Raw genomic sequence first — 21,002 nt, 5'->3', positions numbered from 1 at the left:
CGCCTCAACTGCACAAGCGCAGATTGGTGCGCGCAGCCTTGAGCATGGGCAGCACCACATCGGCATCGGTGGGTGGATAGGCCTCGCGCAGTTCCTGATCCGTCTTGCCGGCTTCCTCGGCCAGCGGGGCCAGGGTCTGGCGGCAGGCGGCTGCGTCGCCCGAGCGAAGCTGTGCCAGCGCCAGGTCGTTGCGCAGCCAGCCTTTGGCGACGCCGGTCAGCACCTCATCGCAGTCCTGCAGCACCGGCGCCAGCGTGGTCAGCGCCAGGCGGTAGTCCTTGGCGTCGTACGCGCGCTTGAAGTTTCTGCGCGATGCGGCAATGGCCTTGTCCGTGCAGCCGGGTGTGGGCCGAAGGTAATCGCCACCGAACCAGGCCCGCATGCCGCAGAAGTCCCGGCATGCCTCGACGGTGGCCGTGTCGACCCCGACGCGCTGACCGGCAGGCGTGAAGTCCACGGCGCAGGCCGAATTCGCCATCCTGGCCCGGCCGTTGGTGATGGTGCCTTCCAGCTCACAGGTATGGCCGTTGGCACCGACGGTCTGGATATGGAACTTGCCATTGGCCCGCACCACCAGATCGCCACCCCCGCCCTTGCGCACATAGGTGCCTGCTGAGGGCGTGGTGATCTGTGCGCAGGCCAGGCCGATGTGGCAGGTGAGGACCAAGGGCGACAGGCGGAGCAGGCAGTTGGTGAGTTGCATGGGCAGGGCTTTGGATTTGCGGCGTGTACGAGGGCGCAGGAATTGCAGCGAGTGTATCGATCAAGGCCGTTTTGCATGGCGGGTTCGTTTGTCTGCGGACGGTACGGCGCCGTGCCCAGCTACAGTGATCCAGAATCTTGCAGCTCACCATGGACACTACAAAGCACATCAATCCAGACCACTATCTGGAAACCGAACAAGGTCGCCTGTTCACCCCGGAACGCAGTGCTGCCGCATGGGAGTTGGCGTACCGGGACTTGGACAAAGCACTGTCTGTCAGCTCGCCCGCGACCAAGCTCTATGTGGTGGTGGGGGTTCAAGCTGCAGGCAAGAGCAGCTGGATTCAACAGAACGCCGCAGCGTTGGGTGGTGATGCGGTGTTCTTTGATGCCGCCCTTCCGAAGACGGTGCATCGTGAGCGTGCCATTCAGATCGCCAGATCACATGGCGTGCCCGTAGTCTGTATTTGGCTCAAAGCCGATTTGCAGACCGCCTTGCGGAGGAACACGCAGCGGCGAGCCGATCACCAGGTGCCGGAGCAGGCCATTCGCAGCGTGTTTGCCATGTTCGAGCCGCCGAGTGAGCAGGAAGGGTTCGCGGTAGTCCATATCGACGACACCGAGCCGGCCCCCGGGAGCTCCATCCAGCCCATGGGGCCGCGCCAGTTCCCGTCCCTTCAGGATCTCGACCAGCAGGTGATTGTGGGCTGGCGAGCTTGCGAGATGGCGTTGGCCGAAGGCGGCCGCTGGGATATGGATGAATCAGGTCGGCAGCACTGGGTACCTGGCGAAGCAGTCTGGAGCCATCCGCAGGTGCCCTATCTCCAGTTCATCGAGATTTGGATCCAACTGGTGGACGGACGTGTCTGGTCAATGCTTTCCCGTATCGACGATGGCAGCGGGTTTCACGGCCTGTACCTTGTGACTCCAGAGGCGTCTGAGTCGGGTCCCGGCGTGCCTGCATCCATTGGTTACCGTGACCGACTGCTGGCTGAGTTGCCCTTGGGTCTTGTGCGGATAAAAGACATGCGCCGGGACGCAGATGGCTTTGTCGTGGAGATGTGCATGCACATCGGCCAGAAAGTGGTTCGGTTCCTGTCAGGGGAGGTCTATGAGCGGGGTCAGGGCCTGTTTGAAGTCATAGAGCTTGATGAATCGATACTCGTCCAGATAGAAAGCTAGATGCAGCCAAGCATTGGGCAGCAATCGCTGATGTGCCTTTTGCCGTCGGTATGTCCTGATGTGGAAAGCGCGCAGAGACAGGCTCCTCACAACGCCAGATGCAAAGCCTCCCCCGTCCCCTGCGCAGGCACGGCGCAGCAGATCAGGGCCTCGCCCGCTGGCACGGCGAAGGAGGGTGGCGAGGCATAGGTCACCCCGCCCTGCAGCACGCGCACGCGGCAGTCGCCGCAGTTGCCCCCTCGGCAACCGAAGGCGGGCTCCAGCCCCCGGGCCTCGGCCACTTCGAGCAGGCTGCCGTCGCCGGGCTTCCAGCGCGCTTCCTTGGCCGAGTCGGCAAAGATGATGCGGACAGGCTGTGTGGCGGGTGCCCGCAGTTCGGCGGCGGGGGCTGCACTGGCCATGGAGCGCTTCAGGGCCGAGGGACCGAAGGCTTCTGCGTGGATGCGCTCGTCGGGCACGTTGCGTTCGCGCAGGCCGTCATAGGTGGCCTGCATGAAGGCGTCCGGGCCGCAGAGGTAGAAGTCGTAGTCGTCCCAGGGCAGGGTGGCTTTCAACAGGGCCATGTCGATGTGGCCCTCATGGTCGTAGTCGCGGCCGGCCTTTGCCGTGCCGGGCTGGCTGAGCGTTCGCACCCAGTGCACCTCGGCATTGCCGGCCTTCACCAGTTCGGCAATCTCCGTGTCAAAGGCCCGTTCGCTGCGCGTGCGAGCCGCCTGGAACAGCCAGGTGGGCCGCAGGCTGCGGGTGCGCCGGCCTTCGTGGACGATGTGGCGCAGCATGGCCAGCAAGGGCGTGATGCCTATGCCCGCGGCCAGCAGCACGGCGGGGCGGCGCAGGGCCGTATCGGCGGTGAAGCTGCCAGCGGGCGGGCGGGCCTCGACCAGATCGCCGGGCTTCAGGCCATGCAGATGGCTGGATGCTCGGCCTTGCCTCTTGACGCTGATGCGCAAGCGCCCATCCGACGGCGCCAGCGACAGCGTGTAGGTGCGCAGCAGCTGGCTGCCGTCCGCCAGCGTGAGGCGCAGCGGCAGGTGCTGGCCGGCCAGGGGAGCCACCGTGGCCATGCCATCGGCCGGCTCCAGGTAGAGCGAGCGGATGTTGGAACTCTCATCCACGGCCTGCGCCACCCGGAACGGCCGCCACTGCCGCCCCAGCCGGGCGGCGGCCAGGCGCTGGCTGACATCGGCCCAGCTTCCGGTCATCTGCAGGTGGGGCGACCAGCCGTCGGCGGCCATGCTCCAGCGCAGCGGCAAGGCGTCGGGCCGGCGCACGATGCGGCGGGGCTTGAAGGTCCACAGGCGCTCGGCGCCCTCGAAGGCCGCGATTTCCGGGGAGTCGAGGATGACGCTGGCCTCGCCCGTCATCTGCAGCATTTCCCCGGTTTCGGAGTCGATGAACAGCAGGCCTGCCTTGGGATTGACCAGGAAGTTGCCCAACGTCATGAAGAACAGGTTGCCCGAGAAGTCGGGGATGGTCAGCGTTCCATCGGCGTCGATCCGCACAAAGCCCGGCTTGCCGCCACGGTGGGAGACATCGACCTGGCGCAGGCCATCCTCCCCATCAACGTAGGACGCCACGTAGAACGTATCCGCCTGCGCAATCAGCTCCCGCGCGCGCGGGTCCAGCGATGCCAGTTCGACCGCCGGCACCTGCGTAGGCTCCCCGGCAGGCCGGACAAACCGGACGCTGCGGTTCTGGATATAGCGCGGGCAGTTGCCGAAGCTTTGGACCACGCCGATGTCGAAGCCACCGGCCCCATCGGCGCCGGCCCTGCGCCGCACCGTACCGTTGAGCCGGTTGCGCCGCCGCGTCATGGGGTCCATGCCCAGCAGGCCCACGGCGCGGCCATCGGCCAGGCCCGGCTCGGCCGGGTCGGCCGCATCGCGGCCCGCCCCGACATGCAAGGTCAGCGGGTCGGGAGAGCGCAGGAAGCCCGGCTCGCCTGCCCGTACCGTGGCCCAGGCATCGCCTTGCGCATCCACGCTGCCCAGCACCACGAAATGCAGCAGAGGATAGAACTCGCGGTGCTGGTCCAGCAGGAAGGGGCGCAGGAACTTGCGGCCCGGCATGTCCATGCGGCCCACGACGCCAACGCTTTGCTGGATCGCCAGTTCGCCCGCATGCCAGGGCGAGGCGGGGTTTTGCAGGGGTTGCGGGTGCATGGTGCGCTCCTTTGCCGGGGATTCAGGGGAGGTGTGGCTCAGGCACTCAGGCCCGCAGGCCGGCCGGCGTCTGGGCGAATGCCACGAAGCCCGGCAGCGCCTCGATGCGGCCCAGCCAGGCGCGCACTTCGCGGTAGGGTTGCAGGTCCACATTGCCCTCGGGCGCGCTGGCGATGTAGCTGTACAGGGCCACGTCGGCAATCGTGGGCGTGGCGCCGGTGAGGAAGGAGCGGCCGGTCAGTTGCGCCTCGATCTTGCCGAGGATGGCGTGGGCGCGGGCTATCACTTCCTCGGCCTGGAAGGGGGCCTTGAACACCGTGACCAGCCGAGCTGCTGCCGGGCCGAAGGCAATGGGGCCGGCGGCGATGCTCAGCCATTTCTGGATCTCGGCCTCGGCCTGTGCGCCCAGGGGCATCCAGTCCTGGCGGTCCAGCTTGCGCGCCAGGTAGACCAGGATGGCGTTGGAGTCGGCAATCACCGTGCCGTTGTCGTCCAGCACCGGCACCTGGCCCAGCGGGTTCAGCGCCAGGAATTCGGGCTTCTTCTGCGCGCCGTTGGCCAGGTCCACGTGGACCAGCTCATGCTCCACGCCCAGCAGGCCGAGGAAGAGGCGGGCGCGATGGGCGTGGCCGGACAGGGGAAAGTGGTAGAGCTTCATTGCGGTTCCTTGGGGTTGGTGAAGGCGCCGGTTGTCGGCGCCACGGGACGTATCCTCCTTCTCCGCCCGCATCTTTAGAATCCCTGGCGGCGGCAAGTCACTCTTGCCAGAACGCGAACAAAGCGCCGGCGCAAACCTGGGCAGGCCTGCGCGGGCCGCTCGCAGCCGGGCAGACATACGACACAGACAAGGCAGGCACAGATGGATCGTTTCCAGTCCATGACGGCATTTCTCGCGGTGGTGGACACGGGCGGCTTCGCCTCGGCCGCACGTCGGCTCAAGGTCTCGCCCTCCGTGGTGACGCGGGCCGTCTCCGACCTGGAGGAGCGCCTGGGCGTGCGCCTGCTCACGCGCACCACGCGCTTCGTGCGCGTGACCGAGGCCGGCACCGCCTACGCCGACAGCTGCCGCCGCATCCTGGCCGAGCTGGAAGAGGCCGACGAGCATGCCGCCAGCGCCCACGCCGCACCGCGCGGCCGGCTCACGCTCACGGCGCCGGTCAACTTCGGGCGCATGCACGTGCTGCCCGTGGTGCACGACTACCTGGGCCGGTTTCCCGAGGTGGACGTCAACTGCTGGTTTGTGGACCGCGTGGTCAGCCTGGTGGACGAGGGCGTGGACGTGGCCGTGCGCATCGGCGATCTGCCCGACTCCTCGCTGCAGGCCATCCGCGTGGGCAGCGTGCGGCAGGTGCTATGCGCCTCGCCCGCATACCTGGCCGGCCACGGCGTGCCCCAGCGGCCCGAGGAGCTTGCGCAGCACACCACCATCACCGCATCCGGCCTCACCTCCACGCCCGAATGGCGGTTTCTTGAAGGCGACAAGGCCCTGGCCGTGCGCCTGCAGCCGCGCCTCATGTCCATGACCAACGAGGCTGCGGCAGACTGCGCCCTGGCCGGGCAGGGCATCACGCGCCTGCCGCTCTACCAGATCGCCAAGCCCGTGCAGGACGGCGCACTGCGCCTGGTGCTGGAGCCCTTTGAGCGGCCGCCGCTACCGATTCATGTGGTGCACAGGGAAGGGCGCCATGCTGCGCATCGCGTGCGGGCGTTCATCGACATGGCGGTGGATGCGCTGCGGGTGGCGGCGTTGAAGTGGTAGCGGCCATCGCCGGGAAGCCATTTCCCGCGCATTGCAAACCATGCCTGGAAACGCCAAGTGGCTGGCGAACTATTCGCTCACCCAACTGAGAAGAATCGCCTAGCCGCGACGTCCTTACTTGGTTTTTGAAGTGGGTTCGCCTTTCAATTCCCAGCGGCTGCCATCGGCAAAGCGCAGTTGCAGATGGGGCGGTGCGTTGGCGATTGCCGTTGTCAATTGGTAGTGAAATTTCCTTGACAGCAAGTCACTTGCCCATTTTTGCAACTCCATCAATGGCTCGGGACACCCAGCCATCGTGTAGATGCCGGGCTTGATCTGGAGGCTTCCATCAGCATCCATCTCATATTTCCAGGTCATGAAATTGCATATCCGTGTGCCGAAATCTCCGTCTTTGGAGAACCAGAGCTTTATTGAGGGGCTGTCTGGTGTTTTCCAATTCTTTTTCTCTTTGCCTACGGCATCGAAAGCCTGCTGCAGGTTCCACTCGTAGGCAGACAAATACTCCGCGTCCTTGTTTTGATGCGGTAGCGCACTTTGGCTGGCAACGTGTCCCATGCCGTGGCTTGCAGTGGACAAAAGTATGGCTGCCAGGAATTGAAGAAAAGCTTTCAATTGAAGCCCTCAAGGTGGTGACCAGAGAACCCGCTATCGCAGGGAAGATGCCTCTACCCAGATCGTATGCCCTGGGTGGTGTTCCTCAATGGTGGACACGGCATCGTCGATCAAAACGCGGTCCTCCAGCGAGTAGGCAAAGCGGCTGAGGTTGGGCCATTGTCGGGCGGCGTAGTCGGCCTAGGAAATCGCGTCGCTGCCGCACCAGGTGGCGTCGCTTTCGGTGGCGGCGAGAAGTGCCTGTGCCAAGCCGGTAGATGTGATCGCCAGGAAGATCATGGGCATGTGGTCCGGATGTTGATGGATGGACAGTTTGCCTTCGATGGCCCGGCGGGCAGGCCTGCCTGGATCAAACAAAACTAGAATGATAGTCATTCTCGTTGTCGATTTCTCACCTCCCCCCGGCCATGCCCACCCCTTCCGCCTCCTGGACCGCTGCGCGCTGGCACCAGCTTTTCTGTGCCTGCCAGCAGCAACTGGTGTCCTATCTGGCCGGCAAGACCGGCAGCCGTGACGAGGCGCAGGAACTGGCCCAGGAAACCTGGCTGCGCCTGGCCGATGCGCCGCCGCAGCTGCCCGATGGCAGCTCGCCCACGCTCGAAGCCGCGCGGGCCTACCTGTTTGCCACGGCCAAGCATCTGGCGATAGACAGGCTGCGCCAGCGCGGTGCGCAGCAGCGCTGCATGGACGACTGGGCGCAATTGCAGCCTGAGGCCGAAGGCGATGTGGCCGACCGCGCCATGTACCGGCAGGCACTGGCCGTGGTGGAGCGCACGATTGCAGACCTGCCCGAGCGCATGCAGGCCGCCTTGCTGGCCCACCGCCTGCATGGCGAACGGCAGGCCGACATCGCCCAGCGCCTGCAGGTCTCCCTGAACACCGTGGAGCGTGACCTGATGCAGGCCGATGCCTGCCTGGAAGCCGCCTTGCTGCGCTGGCGCGGCGGGGTGGAGGCGGGCTTGCAGGCCTCTTCCAGAAAGCGGCGGCGGCGTGCCCTGGGCGCGCTGCTGGGCGTGGCCGGCATGGCCAGCGCGGCCTGGCCCGCCTGGCAGATGTGGAGCCGCCGCGTGCTGTGGCAAGGTGAACTGGCCAGCGCCACGGGCGTGCAGCGCAGCCTGGAACTGCCCGATGGCAGCGTGCTGCGCGTGGACGCCGCCAGCCGCGTGGCGCTGACCTACCGTGCCGACCTGCGACAGGCACGGCTGCTGGAAGGCGCCGCCTTCTTTGCCGTGGCCCGCGATGCGGCACGGCCCTTTGTGGTGGAGGCCGGCTCCCTGCGCGTGACCGTGCTGGGCACGCGCTTTGGCGTGGAACTGGAGCCCGATGCGGTGCGCGTGCAGGTGGAGTCGGGCCAGGTGCGGGTGGAGCATGCGGCCACCGGACGCAGCCAATTGCTGCAGGACAGCCAGTCGCTGCGCATTCCCCTGGACGGCGGGGCAGGAGATACCGACGGCGCTGCCTGGCAGCCGCAGCTCCAGCAACGGCCCGCGGCCTGGCGCGAGGGCGAGCTGGTCTTCGAACAGGAACCGCTGGGCCGCGTCGTGCACCGGCTGGGCCGCTACACGCGGCGCCGCCTGGTGGTGGAGGAGGGCGCGGCGCAACTGGCCATCAGCGGCCATGTGCGCATTGCCCAGACCGAGCGCTGGTTGCGCGGGCTGCCGCAGTTCGCCCCGGTGCAGGTCAGCGTGCTGGACGACGGCGGGCTGCGGATTGCGCGGCGCGGCGGGCGCGCGGAGCCGTGAAGTTTTTTTCAGGGTTTTTGGGAGTGACTCGTATTTGCATATGAAAGGCCGGGCGCCCTGCCTGTGCCGGCGATTCGCAATGAGCCTGTCTTCCAGAAAGTCCTTATGTCCGCTCCCAAGTCCTCCCGATTCCGATTCCGCCACCGTCTCCGCCGCACAGCGGTTTTTCATGCATGTGCAGGCCTGGTGCTGGGCCTGCAACTGCAGTTGGCCGCCGCGCAATCGGTGTCCTTCGACGTGCCGGCCCAGCCGCTGGCCCAGGCGCTGAGCCAGTTTGCGCGCCAGGCGGGGCTGCAGCTCACCTACTCCTCCGAACTGGTGCAGGGCCGGCAGGCCCCGGCGCTCAACGGCAGCCACGATGTGCGCCAGGGCCTGGCGGCATTGCTGCAGGGCAGCGGCCTGCAGGGGCGCATCGAGGGCGGCACGCTGACCCTGCTGCCTGCTGCGGCCCATGCGCCCGACAACCTGCCGGAAAACGCCCACCGCCTGTCCGAGATCACCGTGACGGCTGGCGACCAGTATGTGAGCCTGCTGCCCGCGCCCTACGCTGGCGGGCAGGTGGCCAAGGGCGTGCGCCTGGGCGTGCTGGGCAATACCGGCAACATGCAGGCGCCGTTCAGCACCACCAGCTACACGTCCGAGGCCGTGCGCAACCAGCAGGCCGGCACCATTGCCGAGGCGGTGAACCGCGACCCTTCCGTGCGCTACACCGTGCTGCCGGGCGGCAACGTGGACAACCTCTATATCCGGGGCTTTCCGATCTGGGAGGGCAACTCGGGCGAGATCGCCTTTGACGGCATCTACGGCATTGCCCCCAACTACCGCGTGCGCACCGAGTACGTGGACCGCATCGAGGTGGTCAAGGGGCCCGGCGCGCTGCTGTTCGGCATGTCGCCCAACGGCTCGGTGGGCGGCGTGATCAACATCGCTCCCAAGCGCGCCAATGAAGATGTGGCGCGGCTGACCACGGGCTGGACTTCGGACAGCCTCTGGCGCGCCCACGCCGACGTGGGCCGGCGCTTTGGCGACGAGGCCCAGTACGGCATCCGTGTGAACGCCAGCAAGTACGGCGGCGATACGTCCATGGACCATCAAAGCACCGACGGCCATGTACTGGCCGTGGCGCTGGACTACGAGGTGGAGCGCTTCCGTGCCACGCTGGACCTGCTCTCGCAGGACGAGCGCATCGACGGCGTGGGCCGGCCCATCATGCCCACGGGGCTCACCTCCATGCCTGCTGCGCCGGATGGCCGGCGCAACGTGACCCAGCCCTGGGAATGGTCCAAGAACCGCGAGCGCGCCGTGCTGCTGCGCACCGAACTGGACCTCACGCAGCAGCTCACGCTGTTCGCCAACCTCGGCCAGTCGCGCGCCGATGTGGACCGCATCTACGACTCGGCCCCGCGCCTGACCAGTGCGGCGGGCGCCACCAGCATTACGCCCACCTACGCGGTGTTCGACGTGGACCGCAGCACCATCGACGCGGGCCTGCGCTCGCGCTTTGCGCTGGCCGGTGTCAAGCATTCGGTCACGCTGCAGCTGGCCAGCTACCGCGAGGATTTTCACCGCGCGCTGCAGGCGGGCTCCACCGTGGCGTCCAACATCTATGCGCCCATTGCCCACGCGCCGCAGAGCATTGCGCGGCCTTCGGCCATTCCGCGCATTCATGACAACCGCAACACCAGCCTGGCCCTGGTGGACACGCTCTCGCTGCTGCAGGACCGGCTGCAACTGTCGCTGGGCCTGCGCCACCAGGCCATCAAATCCACCAACTACAACGTGCTCACGGGTGGCGCCGCCAATGTCTACGACGAGAGCGTGACCACGCCCGCCGTGGGCGTGGTCTGGCGCCAGGCGCCGAACTGGAGCCTCTACGCCAACTACATCGAAGGTCTGAGCAAGGGCGACATTGCGCCGCCCGCGGCCAGCAACTACGGCGAGGTGCTGCGCCCCTACAAGAGCCGCCAGTACGAAGTGGGCAGCAAGTACGACTTCGGCAGCTTCATGGCCACCGCCGCCCTGTTCAGCATTGAAAAACCCAGCGGCGGCCTGGACCAGGGCGTCTACAAGACCAACGGCGAGCAGCGCAACCTGGGCATGGAGCTGTATGCCTATGGCGAGGCCGCGCGCGGCCTGCGCCTGCTCGGTGGCGTGACCTGGCTCAAGCCCGAGATCACGCGCTCGGCCACGCCTGCGCTGGTGGGCAACCGGCCCATCGGCACCTCGCGCCTGCTGGCCAACCTGGGCGTGGAATGGGATGTGCCCGCCCTTGAGGGCCTGACCCTGGTCGGCGACCTGGCCTACACCGGCGCCCAGTTCGTGGACCAGGCCAACCGCCTGCGCATCCCGGGCTGGACACGCACCGACCTGGGCCTGCGCTACGCCACCCGCATCGCAGGCCGCAAGACCACGCTGCGCGCCACGGTGCAGAACGTGGCCGACCGCAAGGCCTGGGCCGGCGTCACGTCCTGGGGCGCCGTCTCGCCGATGATTCCGCGCACCTTCGTGGTGTCGGCTTCGGTGGATTTCTGAGGCATTTCTGAGGCACCTGGCGGCCTAGGCGCCTTCCGTAGCCGAACGAATGGCGGCGCTCTGCGCCGCAGGGGCTCCCTGGCCGTCACGGGCTGCGGCTTTGCGTGCCGGCAGCCATCGGCAGGCAGCCAACGCCGCCAGAACCGCCAGCGCCGCGCAGCCGAAGATGGCCTGCAGCCCGTGGCCCAGCGCGGCGGTCACGGCATCGGCGTGTGCTGCCAGGGGGCTGGCCGCAGCCAGCTCCTGTTTCATCAAATGGCTGAGCAGGGCTGCCAGCGAGGCCACGCCGGCGGCGCCGCCCAGGCTGCGCAGCATGACGGGTGCCGCCGTGGCAATGCCCAGGTACCGGGCAGGCGACACACGCTGCGCCACCACGGTGATGATGGGAAACATCAGCCCCAGTCCCAGGCCCAGCGGCAGCAGTCCTGCGGACAGGGCCAGCGGCGCCTGTGGCAGCCAGTGCAAGGCCGTGGTGATCAGTCCAAACGACAGCAGCATCAGCACGCAGGCCACCCGGGCGAGCGACGCGGCTGGCGTCTGGGCGCGCAGGCGCCGGCCGCTGCCAATGGCCCCTGTGGTGATGCCGGCCATCAGTGGCGCCAGGTGCCAGGCGGAGCCGGTAGGCGACAGGTGCAGGCCAATCTGCAGATACTGCGGAAGGAAGACAACGGCCGCATACAGCGCAACGCCCGTGGACAGGGCCAGGAAACTGACCGCCGCGTAGGCCGGGTGGGTAAACAGCGACAGGGGCAACAGCGGATGGGTGGCGCGGCGCTGGCGCACGAAGAATGCCAGGGCGAACTTGGCGCCCAGGGCCAGCAGCACCCACAGCGACAGCTGCTCTGGCAGATTCAGGTGGCTGTGCTGGGTGGCCAGCAGCAGGCTGACCAGGGCTGCGGCCAGCAACACGGCACCCAGCCAGTCGATGCGCTGGCGGGGCCGGGGCTCGGCGGCAGCCTGCGGCGCAGCCGCCCTGGCAGGCAGCGCCCATGCCAGCACCCCCCAGGCCAGCCCTGCGAGCGGCACATTCAGCCAGAACGCCCAGTGCCAGGACAGATGCTCCACCAGCGCCCCACCCAGCAGCGGGCCGATCATGGTCGATACGCCATAGGCGGCGCCCAACAGGCCCTGGTAGCGGGCCCGTTGTTCAGGCGCAAACAGGTCGGCAAGGGTCAGCATCGTCAGCGTCATGAGTCCGCCGCCGCCCGCGCCCTGCAGGGCACGCGCCAACACCAGCTGCTGCAGGTCATGGCTTGCGCCACAGGCCAGGGAGCCGGCCAGGAACAGGCCGATGGCCAGCAGCAGCATGGGCTTTCTGCCCAGCACATCGGCCAGCCGCCCGTACAGCGCAATCACCACGGTGGCCGCCAGCAGATAGGCCGAGAACACCCAGGCCAGCGGCCAATGGCCCGGCAGTTCTCGGGCCATCACGGGCAGGGCGGTCGAAAGAATGGTCTGGTCCAGGGCCGCGAGGACGAGCGTCAGCACGAGCATTGCGAAGCAAAGCCGGGGCAGGTTCCGCCGACCGGGCGGGGAAGTCAGCGAGGTTGTGGGCATGGGCGTCATGGGCGTGCAGCGGCGAGGGCTTGGGTTGAGGCAACGGCCGCCAGTGTCGGGAGCGGTTTGGGTTTTGTACAGTGCAATGTATTGAACGTATGATTTCGCATGGCGAACACATACGACCTCAACCTGCTGATTGCACTGGATGCCTTGCTCAGCACGGGCAGCGTGACGCAGGCGGCCGGGCGCATGCACCTGAGCACTCCCGCCATGAGCCATACGCTGGCACGCATCAGGGAGGCGTTTGGCGATCCCATCCTGGTGCGTGCGGGCCGCAGCCTGGTGCCCACGCCGCGCGCCCTGGCCCTGGCGGAGCCGGTGCGCGCGCTGCTGGCCCAGGCGCGGGCGCTGCAGGACCCTGTCGATGCGGGAGGACTGGCGGGCCTGCGCCGCCGCTTCGTGGTGCGGGCGCCCGAAGGCATTGCCGTCGTCTTCGGTGCCAGCCTGTCGCGTGCGCTGGAGGCGGAAATGCCGCTGGCCAGCCTGCAGTTCCTGCCCGAAACCCATGCCGACCCGGGGGCCCTGCGCGAAGGCCGCATCGACCTGGATGTGGGCAGCTTTCGCAGCATGGACCCGGAAACCGAGAGCCTGGTGATATCGGAGCAGACCTTGGTGGGCGTCGTTCGCGCCGGCCATCCCCTGTTGAAGTCCACCAGAAAGTCGCCACGGCCGAGCGCCGCGCAGTTCGCCGCCGCGCGCCACGTCGGCATCACCCAGCGCCCGGGTGAAAGCTCGCCTGTGGACGCTGCCCTGGAGGCGCTGGGCCTGCAGCGGCAACTGGCGCTGCTGGTGCCCAGTTCGTTCTCGGCCCTGATTGCGGCTTCCCGCACCGACCTGGTGGCCTGCGTGCCGACACGCACGGCGCATGGCATGGCCGCATCGCTGGGGCTGGTGGTGTTTGCCTTGCCCATCGACGTGCAGGTGCAGCCCATGCGCATGGCCTGGCATCCGCGCCATCAGGCGGATCCCGCGCATCAATGGTTGCGCGACTGCATTCAAAAGCAACTCGATGATCCGCAATGGATCAGGCCTTCCGTGGCGTCGCTGACGGATGGGGCCGGCAGAGGGGTTACCTGAGCCGTACCGTGGCGGGAGGGGTCCGGCTCTCCCTCTATCGGTCTATGCTCGCGGCATGAACGCAAGCAAGACCCTGCTGATCGTCTACCACTCCATGACCGGCGGCACCCGCCAGATGGCCGAGGCCGCGCGCGACGGCGCAGCGGCCGAAGGCCAGGGCGTGCAGGTGCGCCTGCTGCATGCCTCCGAGGCCGGCCCCGACGATGTGCTGTCCGCCGACGGCTACCTCTTCGCCACCCCGGAAAACCTGGCCGCCATCAGCGGGCAGCTCAAGGACTTCTTCGACCGCAGCTACTACGCGGCGCTGGATCACCTCAATGGCCGGCCCTATGCCAGCCTCATCTGCGCGGGCAGCGACGGCCAGAACGCCGCCCGCCAGATCGCCCGCATCGCCACCGGCTGGCGCCTCAAGCCCGTGGCCGAGCCCCTGATCATCTGCACCCACGCCCAGACCACCGAAGCCATCCTGGCACCCAAGCGGATTGCCGCAGCTGAGCTGGAGCAGTGCCGGGCGTTGGGGGAGGCGATGGGGGCGGGGCTGGCGCTGGGAGTCTTTTGAGGGTTGCCAGCATCTTGGGTGCCCTACGTTTCTTGGTGGCCCGGTCGCCCGGTGTTGTTCAGCCGAACAGGCGCGACCAGAATCCGCCTTTTCCACCCACCTGCTGCCGGGCTCCCTGCATGTGGGCGCGTATGCCGAGCAATTGGGCATCGCCCGGATCGTGGCGCAGCGCGATCTCGACCAGTTCAGGCTGAAGGTGCGAGGCCTTGAGCTGGCCCAGGGCCCTGAGGGCGGTGACCTTGTGCGCATGAACGAAGCTCATGCTGCGAACTTCCCATTGCGCTTGCTGTTGCTGCGGCGAAAGCTGCGCATAGCGGCGCTCGGCTTCGGCCACGATGTCGAGGACGTCCTGGTGGTGGCTGGTCTCGTTGAGATAGGCGCATGCGGTCTGCGCGCAGTCCAGATACAAGCCGGTATCAAGCGCGTAGTCCTCCATCAGCAGCAGGGATAGGTCGGTGGCTTGCTTGCGGTTCCCCAGTTGCCGATAGGCATGGCGCAGGTTTTCCAGCAGGGCCTGAAAACAGGTCTGCTGCAGCCCGGCTTCGAGGACGGCTGCCGCCTGCTCGTACTGTTCCTGCGCGTTGTACAGCACGCCCAGGTTGTTGCAGCACATGGCATAGGTGTGGATGTCCAGCGCGGCGGGCGCGGCCTCCTGGCCGTTTGCCGGCGTGCCGGTGCTGGCGAAGCGCTCCAGACAGCGTTCGTAGAGTGTGGTCTGCAGGCGCTCGATTTCCTGCAGGGCCGCTGCATCCGTGTCGGGGCGCTTCCACTTGCCCACGGTCACGCCGGCCGTGTAGTAGTCGGGTGCCGCCGGGCTATCAGCCAACTCGGGATAGGAAAAGATGCTGCGCCAGGGCACGGCATGCTCCATCTCGAAAATGCGGGCTTGCAAGTCCACCTGGGGCTGCAAGGCATGCGACTTGCGGTAGGCGGCCAGCGCGGGCTCGGGTTCGTCCAGCCAATAGTGGGCACTGCCCAAATAGCGGTGTCCATAGGCATTGCCTGGTGACATCGCCAGTGCGCGCTGTGCCCATTCGCCGACCTGGCGCAATGCCGCACTGCGGTCCTTGGTGAATTGGTCACTGGAATCGAGATACACCAGGCACAGCATCAGCCATGACCATTCGCTACCCTGGCCTGATTCGGCAGTGGCCTGAATGCTGGCCAAGAGGCTGGCAATCGCTTCGTTGTCCAGATGGCTGAAAACCGTGGTGCCGGCCCATAGCGCATGCATGCGCGCGTGGTCGCCCTGGCTGAAGGAATGCATTCCTTGGGAAATCAGTCGGTCCATGGTCTGTTGGGAATATTGTGGGAGGCGCCATCGTATCCGCTGTGTTTGACAGGAGGATGGGGCATCACTCAATCGGAGTGATTAGACGCCTTTGTAGAAAATGTCTGAACAACAGGTCAAAGCCCCGTCAACTGCGGCAATGCCTTCTCGCAGGCCTTGCGGCACAGGTAGCGCAGGTCCTGTTCACCATCTTCACTGCGCAGGTAGCCGGCGCCGGCGGCGTTGATATTCCATTCATAGACCTTGCCCGAGCGCAGCAGCCGTCCGCTGAAGCTGCAGGGCAGGATGATGGATTCCTCATGGAAGCTGCCAGCCGAGACTTGCTTTGCCGTCGCGAAATAGCGGGCCACGTCGGCGGCGTCCAGGCTGACTTTCTCGCAGCCCATGGTCTCGCCCGTGCCTACGGACCGGGTGACCGGGCCGATGACGGAAATGGGCGCCGCCTTGGCCGCGTGTTTGGGCGTGGGCGTGGATGTGGATGTGGAAGTAGATGAGGCCTGCAGCGGCGCATGCAGGCACAGCATCACGGCAGCCCAGGCGGCAATGCGCAGGCTGCGAGAGGGATTGTTGAAAAGCTGGCTGGATGGCATGGCTCAGGCTCCCGTGAAGATGTAGCGCAGCAATTGGGCGCCTTCGGTCGCCTCCTTGCGGGCAATGGCGCCGTGGGAGTAGACATCGGACAGAAGCTTGAGCTTGTAGTGGTCCACCAATTGCTGGGTCAGCCACTTGGTCTGGAACAGCTGCGATTGGGTGGGCGCCTCGTAATCCTTGGTCGACGGCAGGAAACGGCCTACCACCTCGATGCCCACGGAGTCGCTGTTGGCCGGATAACGCAACGGATAGGCCTTTGTGTTCTCGTGCGATGACACATTCTTGGCCCGCTTGCTGAAGCTCAGGCCCTTTTGGTGCAGCAGGGCATTGATGTTCTTGAGTTCCGTGGGATCGCAGGTGCTCTCGTTGACGCAGCGCGGCTGAAGAATTCCCACATGCCAGCAGATCTTTTCCAGACTGGCCGTCTGGTAGATCTTCCCGTCCTTCTCGATCAGAAAGTGCGCCCCCGTCTTCTGGCCGCTCTTGTAGGCATTGAGCACGCTGGCGGCCGTGGACGAGTCAGTGCGGTGTAGCACGATGGAGGTGACGGACAGCAAGGCGCCGTGCTCTATAGACGGATAGGTCTTGACTTCGACGCTTTTGTCTACCATCAATCCTTTTTCGATAGTGGCCAATTATTTCTCCCTCTGTATTCCGGCTGAATGAATGCGAATGGCGGAAAGCCGGGAGAGCATACGGGCGGAAAGGGGAAAAATAATTCGAAATGTACTGTGCACCTCTTTATTGGAAATATCTTGAAACAATTGGGTGGAGTTCATGAAGGATGTATGAATTCCAGAAATCTCCGGAATTCACAGGGACTCAATGGCGGCGCAATGCAATGCCTGCGCGATGGCCCACGACTGCAACGAGGATGAAGCCCATTCCCGCCCACTGTGCGGCTGACGGCACGGCGCCAAACCAGACCAGATCCACCAGCAAGGCCATGGCGGGGTAGACGAAGGACAGTGCCGCAATGGCCGGCGCAGGCAGCCGCTGGAATGCGGCATACATCACCGTGTACATGAAGGCCGTATGGACCAGTCCCAGGGTCAGCACCATGCAGGCGGCCCGCGCTGACAGCAATTGAGGGCTGGTTGCGGCGATATGGGTGAGCAGGGGCAGGGCCCACAGGCTCAGCACCAGTCCGCCCGCCAGCATCTGCAGCATGGCGATCTGGGCCGAGGGCATGTGGCCCAGGCGGCGCGTGGCGACCGTGGTGCCTGCGTAGAGTGCGGCGGCCAGCAGGGCCAGGGCCACACCTATCCAGGCGCCTGTTCCAGCATGCGATGCATCCATGCCATCCAGCCCGACCAGGCCGCTGCTCAGTGCCACCCCCAGCAGGGCCAGCAGCAGCCATGGCAGCTTGCGGCGTTCGACGGGCTCGCCCTGCAGGGCCGACAGAGCCAGCAGCATGAAGGGCTGCACGTGGTAGACCACGGTGGCCACGGCGATGGAGCTGTAGTGGTAGGCGCTGAAGAGGGCGACCCAGTTCAATACCAGGGCGATGCCGCCCCCGGCCAGCCACAGCCATTCACGGCCTTGAGGGGCGACCCATTCGCGCCGCCAGGCCAGCCACAGGCCCAGGCCCAGTGCGCCTAGCACGCAGCGGGCGAATACGACCAGCAGCGGCGGCAACGCGCTTTCCACGACGAGCAGGCCAATGGTGCCCGACAGCGCCATGGCCAGCAGCATGCGCCAGGTGCCGCCCTGGCTGGTTCGGGGCCGTGTGGGTGAGGTTGCAGAGGTGAGGCTGGGGCTGTGGGACATGGTGTCGATTCCTGGGCGCGCTTCGGTATGGAGCGCATGGCCGTATCTTGCGGACCCTGCAATCAATCAACAATCCGCCAGTCATTCAAATTAATATTGCCTGCCATGCAACAAAGACCGGAGTAGCGCCTTGCCCGATACCGCCATGCCCCTGGATGAAATGCTGGTCTTCGCCCGCGTGGTGGAGCACCAGAGCTTTGCGGGCGCGGCCCGGCAATTGGGGCTGACGACTTCGGCCGTGAGCCGCAGCGTGGGGCGGCTGGAGGCGCATTTCGGGCTGCGGCTGCTGCAGCGCACCACGCGCTCGCTGTCGCTGACCGAGGCGGGAGCCGAGATCCACCAGGCCTGCCTGCGGCTGGTGGCGGATGCCCAGGCCGTGCAGGCGCTGGCCGGTCAGCTGCGCCAGCAGCCGCGCGGGCTGCTGAAGATCAGCGCGCCGGCCGTGCTGGGTGATATCTGGCTGTCGCCGCTGCTGCCGGGCTTTTGCGCGCGCTGGCCCGAGGTGCAGGTGCAGGTGGACATGACGGACCGCATGGTGGACCTGGTGGCCGAAGGGCTGGACCTGGGCCTGCGCATCAGCGTGCCGGGCCAGATCGCGCCGGGGCTGGTGGCGCGGCCGCTCAAGACCATCCGCTATGTGCTGGTGGCCACGCCCGGCTATCTGGCGCGGCATGCGCAGATCACGGAGCCCGGGCAACTGCTGGCGCATCCCTTCATCAGCCTGGGCTACGGGCAGTTCCAGAACGAGGTGGAATTGCGCCCGCTCCACCCTGCGGCCGCGCCCGCCATGCGTCTGCTGGTGAATACGCCCATCACCATTGCCAGCAGCCTGGGCATCATCCACGCGCTGCAGCAGGGGCCGGGCATAGGCGTGGTGGCCGACTTTGCGGCGCAGGCGGCGCTGCAGGCCGGGCAGCTGGCGCACGTGCTGCCGGGCTGGGCGCTGTGCGGCAAGTACGCGCCGCGCGTGGTGCATGCGGTCTATGCACCCACGCGCCATGTGCCGCTGAAGCTGCGGGCGTTGATCGACTACCTGGTCGAGGTGGAGGGCGAGGGCGCCGCGGCCTCCACCACCTAACCCATGCGCCTGCGCAGCGCCGCGCTGGCCCAGTCCACGGCCACGGACAGCGCCAGCATGGCGATGATGACGGTGCTGGCCTGGGCGTAGTGGAACAGCGACAGCTCGAAGTACAGCAGCTGCCCCAGCCCGCCCGCGCCCACGAAGCCCAGGATGGCGGCCATGCGGATGTTCATCTCCCAGCGGTACAGCGTGTAGGCCAGCAACTGCGGCGCGGCGCCGGGCAGGGTGGCGTAGAGGAAGGCCATGGCGCGGCCGCTGCCGGACAGGCGCAGCGCTTGGGTGGGGGCGGCGGGCTGGTTCTGCAGGGCCTCGGCATAGAGGCGCCCCAGCACGCCGGCCGTGTGCAGCGCCAACGCCAGCGCGCCTGCGAACGGGCCCAGGCCCACGGCCAGGGCGGTGATGGTGGCCCAGACCAACTCGGGCACGGAGCGCAGCACGTTGAGCACCAGGCTCCAGGGAGCGCGCCAGCGCGGCAACGCCAGCAGCAGGCCCAGCACGGCCGCCAGCAAGGTGCCGACCACGGAGATGGCCAGCGTCTCCCACACGCCCACGGCCACCTTGCGCAGCCATTCGGCGCTGGTGTCGGGCGGGAAGAAGCTGATGACGAATTCCAGCATGGACCGGCCCGCCGCGCCGGTGAACAGCGAGGGCAGGTCCATCTCCAGCATGGCAAAGCTGGCGACCACGCCCAGCGCCAGGGCGGCGCAGGTGAGGGCGCTGCGCCAGCCCCAGGCGCTGGCGCGTGCGGCGGGTGGCGTGTCCAGCGCGCGGCGCAGGCCGCGCGAGAGCAGGTCGGCGCCCCAGACCAGCAGCATGAAGGTCAGCAAGATGGTGGAGGCCTCGCCGCCGTTGAGCATCTTCATGGCCTGGTCCATGAGCTGGCCCAGGCCGCCCGCGCCCACAAAGCCCATGACCACCGAGGCGCGTATGGCGCACTCCCAGCGGTAGACGGTGTACGAGGTCAGCTCGCGCGCGGCCTGGGGCAGCAGGCCGTAGAGCATGGCCAGCGGCCGGCGCGCGCCGGCCTGCGCCAGGGCACGTGCGGGCGCGGGGTCGGCCGATTCCAGGATTTCCGCATAGACCTTGGCCAGCATGCCGCCATAGGTCAGGCCCAGGGCCAGCACGCCAGCGGCCGGCCCCAGGCCGAAGACGCGCACGAAGACCAGGGCCCAGACCAGCTCGGGCACGCCGCGCAGGATGGTGAGCAGGCCGCGCGTGACGGGATTGAGCGCCCGCCGCTCGCGCGCGGCGCCCGTGACCAGGTAGGCCAGCGGCACGGCCAGCACAAAGGCCAGGGCCATGCCGGCCGTGGCAATGGCCAGGGTCTCCAGCGTGGCGCGGCCCAGGTAGCCGAGGAAGTCGCGCCCGGTCTCGGGCGGAAGAAACGTGGCCAGAAAGCGGCCGATGACCTGCAGGTTGCCGGGATCGAACAGCGCACCCAGGCTGAAGCCTGCGCCCTGGAGCAGCGGCCACAGCACGACGGCGGCCAGCACCAGTGCGCCGAGGCGGCGGGGCGCGGCGGGGTCACGCAGCGCGTGCAGAGCGGAACTCAACGGCATGCGGATGCGGACAGCGGTGCGGCAAAGGCGGCGGGCGCGGGTGTCCACGCAGGGCGGGAGGGATCATCGCCAGGATGCTCGGACCCATACAGCGCACGCAGGTGTTCCTGAGTGACTTCAGCCGCCGGCAGGTCGAAGGCGATGGCGCCATCGCGGATGCCCACGATGCGCGCAAAGCAGGCCAGCGCCAGGTCCACGGCATGCAGGCTGGCGACCAGGGTGGCGCCGCGCGCGGCCGCTTCGTGCACCAGCAGTTGCACGGTGGACAGGGCCAGGGCCGGGTCCAGCGCGGCCACGGGCTCGTCGGCCAGGATGAGCTCGGCCTGCTGGTAGAGCACGCGGGCAATGCCCACGCGCTGCAGCTGCCCGCCAGAGAGCTGGTCGCAGCGCGCGAACAGCTTGTCTGCCAGCTGTACGCGGGCCAGGGCCTCGCGCGCGCCAGCGGTGTCCTGTGGGTACAGCAGCGATGCCAGCGCCTTCCAGGCCGGCCACCGGCCCAGCCGCCCGGCCAGCACGGCCGTGACCACGCGCTGGCGCGGCGGTATGGGCGGCGCCTGGTGCACCGTGCCGATGCGCGCGCGCAGCAGCCGGGGAGCCCCCGCGCTGGACGCAGGCACCTCGTTGCCCAGCACGCTGCGCCGGCCCTCGCTGGGCGCCAGCGCCGTGCCGATGACGGACAGCAGCGTGGTCTTGCCCGCGCCCGAGGGGCCGATCAGCGCAATGGCCTCGCCCTGGCGTGCGGCCAGCGTCACGCCGCGCAGCGCAATGCCGCCGCCGGCGTGGGTCAGGCCCACGCCTTGCAGTTCAAAGCTCATGGATTGCG

At 67.3% G+C, this 21,002-nt stretch carries 19 protein-coding genes; 7 read left to right on the top strand and 12 right to left on the bottom strand.

All coding sequences use genetic code 11. The features are described from left to right. Positions 1-4: 4 nt before the first annotated feature. Entirely contained in the window at positions 5-703 is a 699-nt protein-coding gene (locus A4F85_RS08930) for a hypothetical protein (protein WP_063326365.1), read from the bottom strand. 149 nt (positions 704-852) lie between these two features. Between A4F85_RS08930 and A4F85_RS08925 the strand changes: the two genes are divergently transcribed. Further along, on the top strand, positions 853-1,884 hold the full coding sequence (locus A4F85_RS08925) for an AAA family ATPase (RefSeq protein ID WP_197485474.1): 1,032 nt from the start codon (positions 853-855) through the stop codon (positions 1,882-1,884). 86 nt (positions 1,885-1,970) lie between these two features. Here the strand turns inward: A4F85_RS08925 and A4F85_RS08920 are convergent, their stop codons facing one another. Both A4F85_RS08920 and A4F85_RS08915 read right to left on the bottom strand, forming a co-directional pair. After that, positions 1,971-4,046: an FAD-binding oxidoreductase gene (locus A4F85_RS08920; RefSeq protein WP_063326363.1), complete on the bottom strand. Its 2,076-nt coding sequence runs from the start codon at positions 4,044-4,046 to the stop codon at positions 1,971-1,973. A 46-nt stretch (positions 4,047-4,092) separates the two neighbouring features. After that, entirely contained in the window at positions 4,093-4,704 is a 612-nt protein-coding gene (locus A4F85_RS08915; RefSeq protein ID WP_063326362.1) for a glutathione S-transferase family protein, read from the bottom strand. Between the two features lie 201 nt (positions 4,705-4,905). Here A4F85_RS08915 and A4F85_RS08910 point away from each other — a divergent pair, with 201 nt between their 5' ends. Next, a complete protein-coding gene (locus A4F85_RS08910; RefSeq protein ID WP_043790365.1) occupies positions 4,906-5,805 on the top strand; it encodes a LysR family transcriptional regulator in 900 nt (299 codons plus the stop codon). A 114-nt stretch (positions 5,806-5,919) separates the two neighbouring features. Here the strand turns inward: A4F85_RS08910 and A4F85_RS08905 are convergent, their stop codons facing one another. Next, positions 5,920-6,417 (bottom strand): META domain-containing protein, encoded by a 498-nt coding sequence (locus A4F85_RS08905; protein WP_197485473.1) that lies wholly within the window; start codon positions 6,415-6,417, stop codon positions 5,920-5,922. A 180-nt stretch (positions 6,418-6,597) separates the two neighbouring features. Next, on the bottom strand, positions 6,598-6,792 hold the full coding sequence (locus tag A4F85_RS31085) for a hypothetical protein (protein WP_231890505.1): 195 nt from the start codon (positions 6,790-6,792) through the stop codon (positions 6,598-6,600). 32 nt (positions 6,793-6,824) lie between these two features. Between A4F85_RS31085 and A4F85_RS08895 the strand changes: the two genes are divergently transcribed. Both A4F85_RS08895 and A4F85_RS08890 read left to right on the top strand, forming a co-directional pair. Further along, positions 6,825-8,159: a sigma-70 family RNA polymerase sigma factor gene (locus A4F85_RS08895; RefSeq protein ID WP_063326360.1), complete on the top strand. Its 1,335-nt coding sequence runs from the start codon at positions 6,825-6,827 to the stop codon at positions 8,157-8,159. A gap of 186 nt (positions 8,160-8,345) precedes the next feature. Then, complete coding sequence (locus A4F85_RS08890; protein WP_231890504.1) at positions 8,346-10,691, top strand: TonB-dependent receptor; 2,346 nt, start codon at positions 8,346-8,348, stop codon at positions 10,689-10,691. Between the two features lie 24 nt (positions 10,692-10,715). On the opposite strand, the gene A4F85_RS08885 is transcribed toward A4F85_RS08890, so the two are convergent. Beyond that, positions 10,716-12,248, bottom strand: a complete 1,533-nt coding sequence (locus A4F85_RS08885) for an MFS transporter (RefSeq protein ID WP_269447114.1) — start codon at positions 12,246-12,248, stop codon at positions 10,716-10,718. Positions 12,249-12,356: 108 nt separating this feature from the next. Between A4F85_RS08885 and A4F85_RS08880 the strand changes: the two genes are divergently transcribed. Both A4F85_RS08880 and A4F85_RS08875 read left to right on the top strand, forming a co-directional pair. After that, the gene (locus A4F85_RS08880) at positions 12,357-13,328 is read left to right on the top strand and encodes a LysR family transcriptional regulator (RefSeq protein ID WP_063326357.1); all 972 of its coding nucleotides are present in this window, start codon (positions 12,357-12,359) and stop codon (positions 13,326-13,328) included. Positions 13,329-13,383: 55 nt separating this feature from the next. Beyond that, positions 13,384-13,887, top strand: coding sequence for a flavodoxin family protein (locus tag A4F85_RS08875; protein WP_013802753.1), 504 nt, complete (start codon positions 13,384-13,386; stop codon positions 13,885-13,887). Positions 13,888-13,945: 58 nt separating this feature from the next. Here the strand turns inward: A4F85_RS08875 and A4F85_RS08870 are convergent, their stop codons facing one another. The 4 genes from A4F85_RS08870 to A4F85_RS08855 all read right to left on the bottom strand — a co-directional run bounded on the left by A4F85_RS08870 (position 13,946) and on the right by A4F85_RS08855 (position 17,539). Further along, positions 13,946-15,154 carry a hypothetical protein gene (locus A4F85_RS08870; protein ID WP_231890502.1) on the bottom strand — a complete coding sequence of 403 codons (1,209 nt, stop codon included), beginning with the start codon at positions 15,152-15,154 and terminating at the stop codon, positions 13,946-13,948. A 140-nt stretch (positions 15,155-15,294) separates the two neighbouring features. Continuing rightward, positions 15,295-15,768, bottom strand: a complete 474-nt coding sequence (locus A4F85_RS08865) for a hypothetical protein (protein WP_063326355.1) — start codon at positions 15,766-15,768, stop codon at positions 15,295-15,297. Positions 15,769-15,771: 3 nt separating this feature from the next. After that, on the bottom strand, positions 15,772-16,380 hold the full coding sequence (locus A4F85_RS08860) for a peptidoglycan recognition protein family protein (protein WP_013802750.1): 609 nt from the start codon (positions 16,378-16,380) through the stop codon (positions 15,772-15,774). Positions 16,381-16,591: 211 nt separating this feature from the next. After that, positions 16,592-17,539, bottom strand: coding sequence for a DMT family transporter (locus A4F85_RS08855; RefSeq protein ID WP_063326354.1), 948 nt, complete (start codon positions 17,537-17,539; stop codon positions 16,592-16,594). A gap of 145 nt (positions 17,540-17,684) precedes the next feature. Between A4F85_RS08855 and A4F85_RS08850 the strand changes: the two genes are divergently transcribed. Beyond that, the gene (locus A4F85_RS08850; RefSeq protein WP_063326353.1) at positions 17,685-18,617 is read left to right on the top strand and encodes a LysR family transcriptional regulator; all 933 of its coding nucleotides are present in this window, start codon (positions 17,685-17,687) and stop codon (positions 18,615-18,617) included. On the opposite strand, the gene A4F85_RS08845 is transcribed toward A4F85_RS08850, so the two are convergent. After that, positions 18,614-20,179 (bottom strand): PhnE/PtxC family ABC transporter permease, encoded by a 1,566-nt coding sequence (locus tag A4F85_RS08845; RefSeq protein ID WP_063326352.1) that lies wholly within the window; start codon positions 20,177-20,179, stop codon positions 18,614-18,616. The genes A4F85_RS08850 and A4F85_RS08845 overlap by 4 nt on opposite strands. Further along, positions 20,170-20,994 carry a phosphonate ABC transporter ATP-binding protein gene (locus A4F85_RS08840; RefSeq protein WP_063326351.1) on the bottom strand — a complete coding sequence of 275 codons (825 nt, stop codon included), beginning with the start codon at positions 20,992-20,994 and terminating at the stop codon, positions 20,170-20,172. Before A4F85_RS08840 ends, A4F85_RS08845 begins: the two co-directional genes overlap by 10 nt. Between the last annotated feature and the right edge of the window lie 8 nt (positions 20,995-21,002).

Origin of the sequence: Delftia sp. GW456-R20 (assembly GCF_001622915.1) — a bacterium.
GTDB lineage: Bacteria > Pseudomonadota > Gammaproteobacteria > Burkholderiales > Burkholderiaceae_C > Comamonas > Comamonas acidovorans.
The sequence above is the reverse complement of the archived record's forward strand: the minus strand, read 5'-3'. Positions and strand labels throughout refer to the sequence as shown.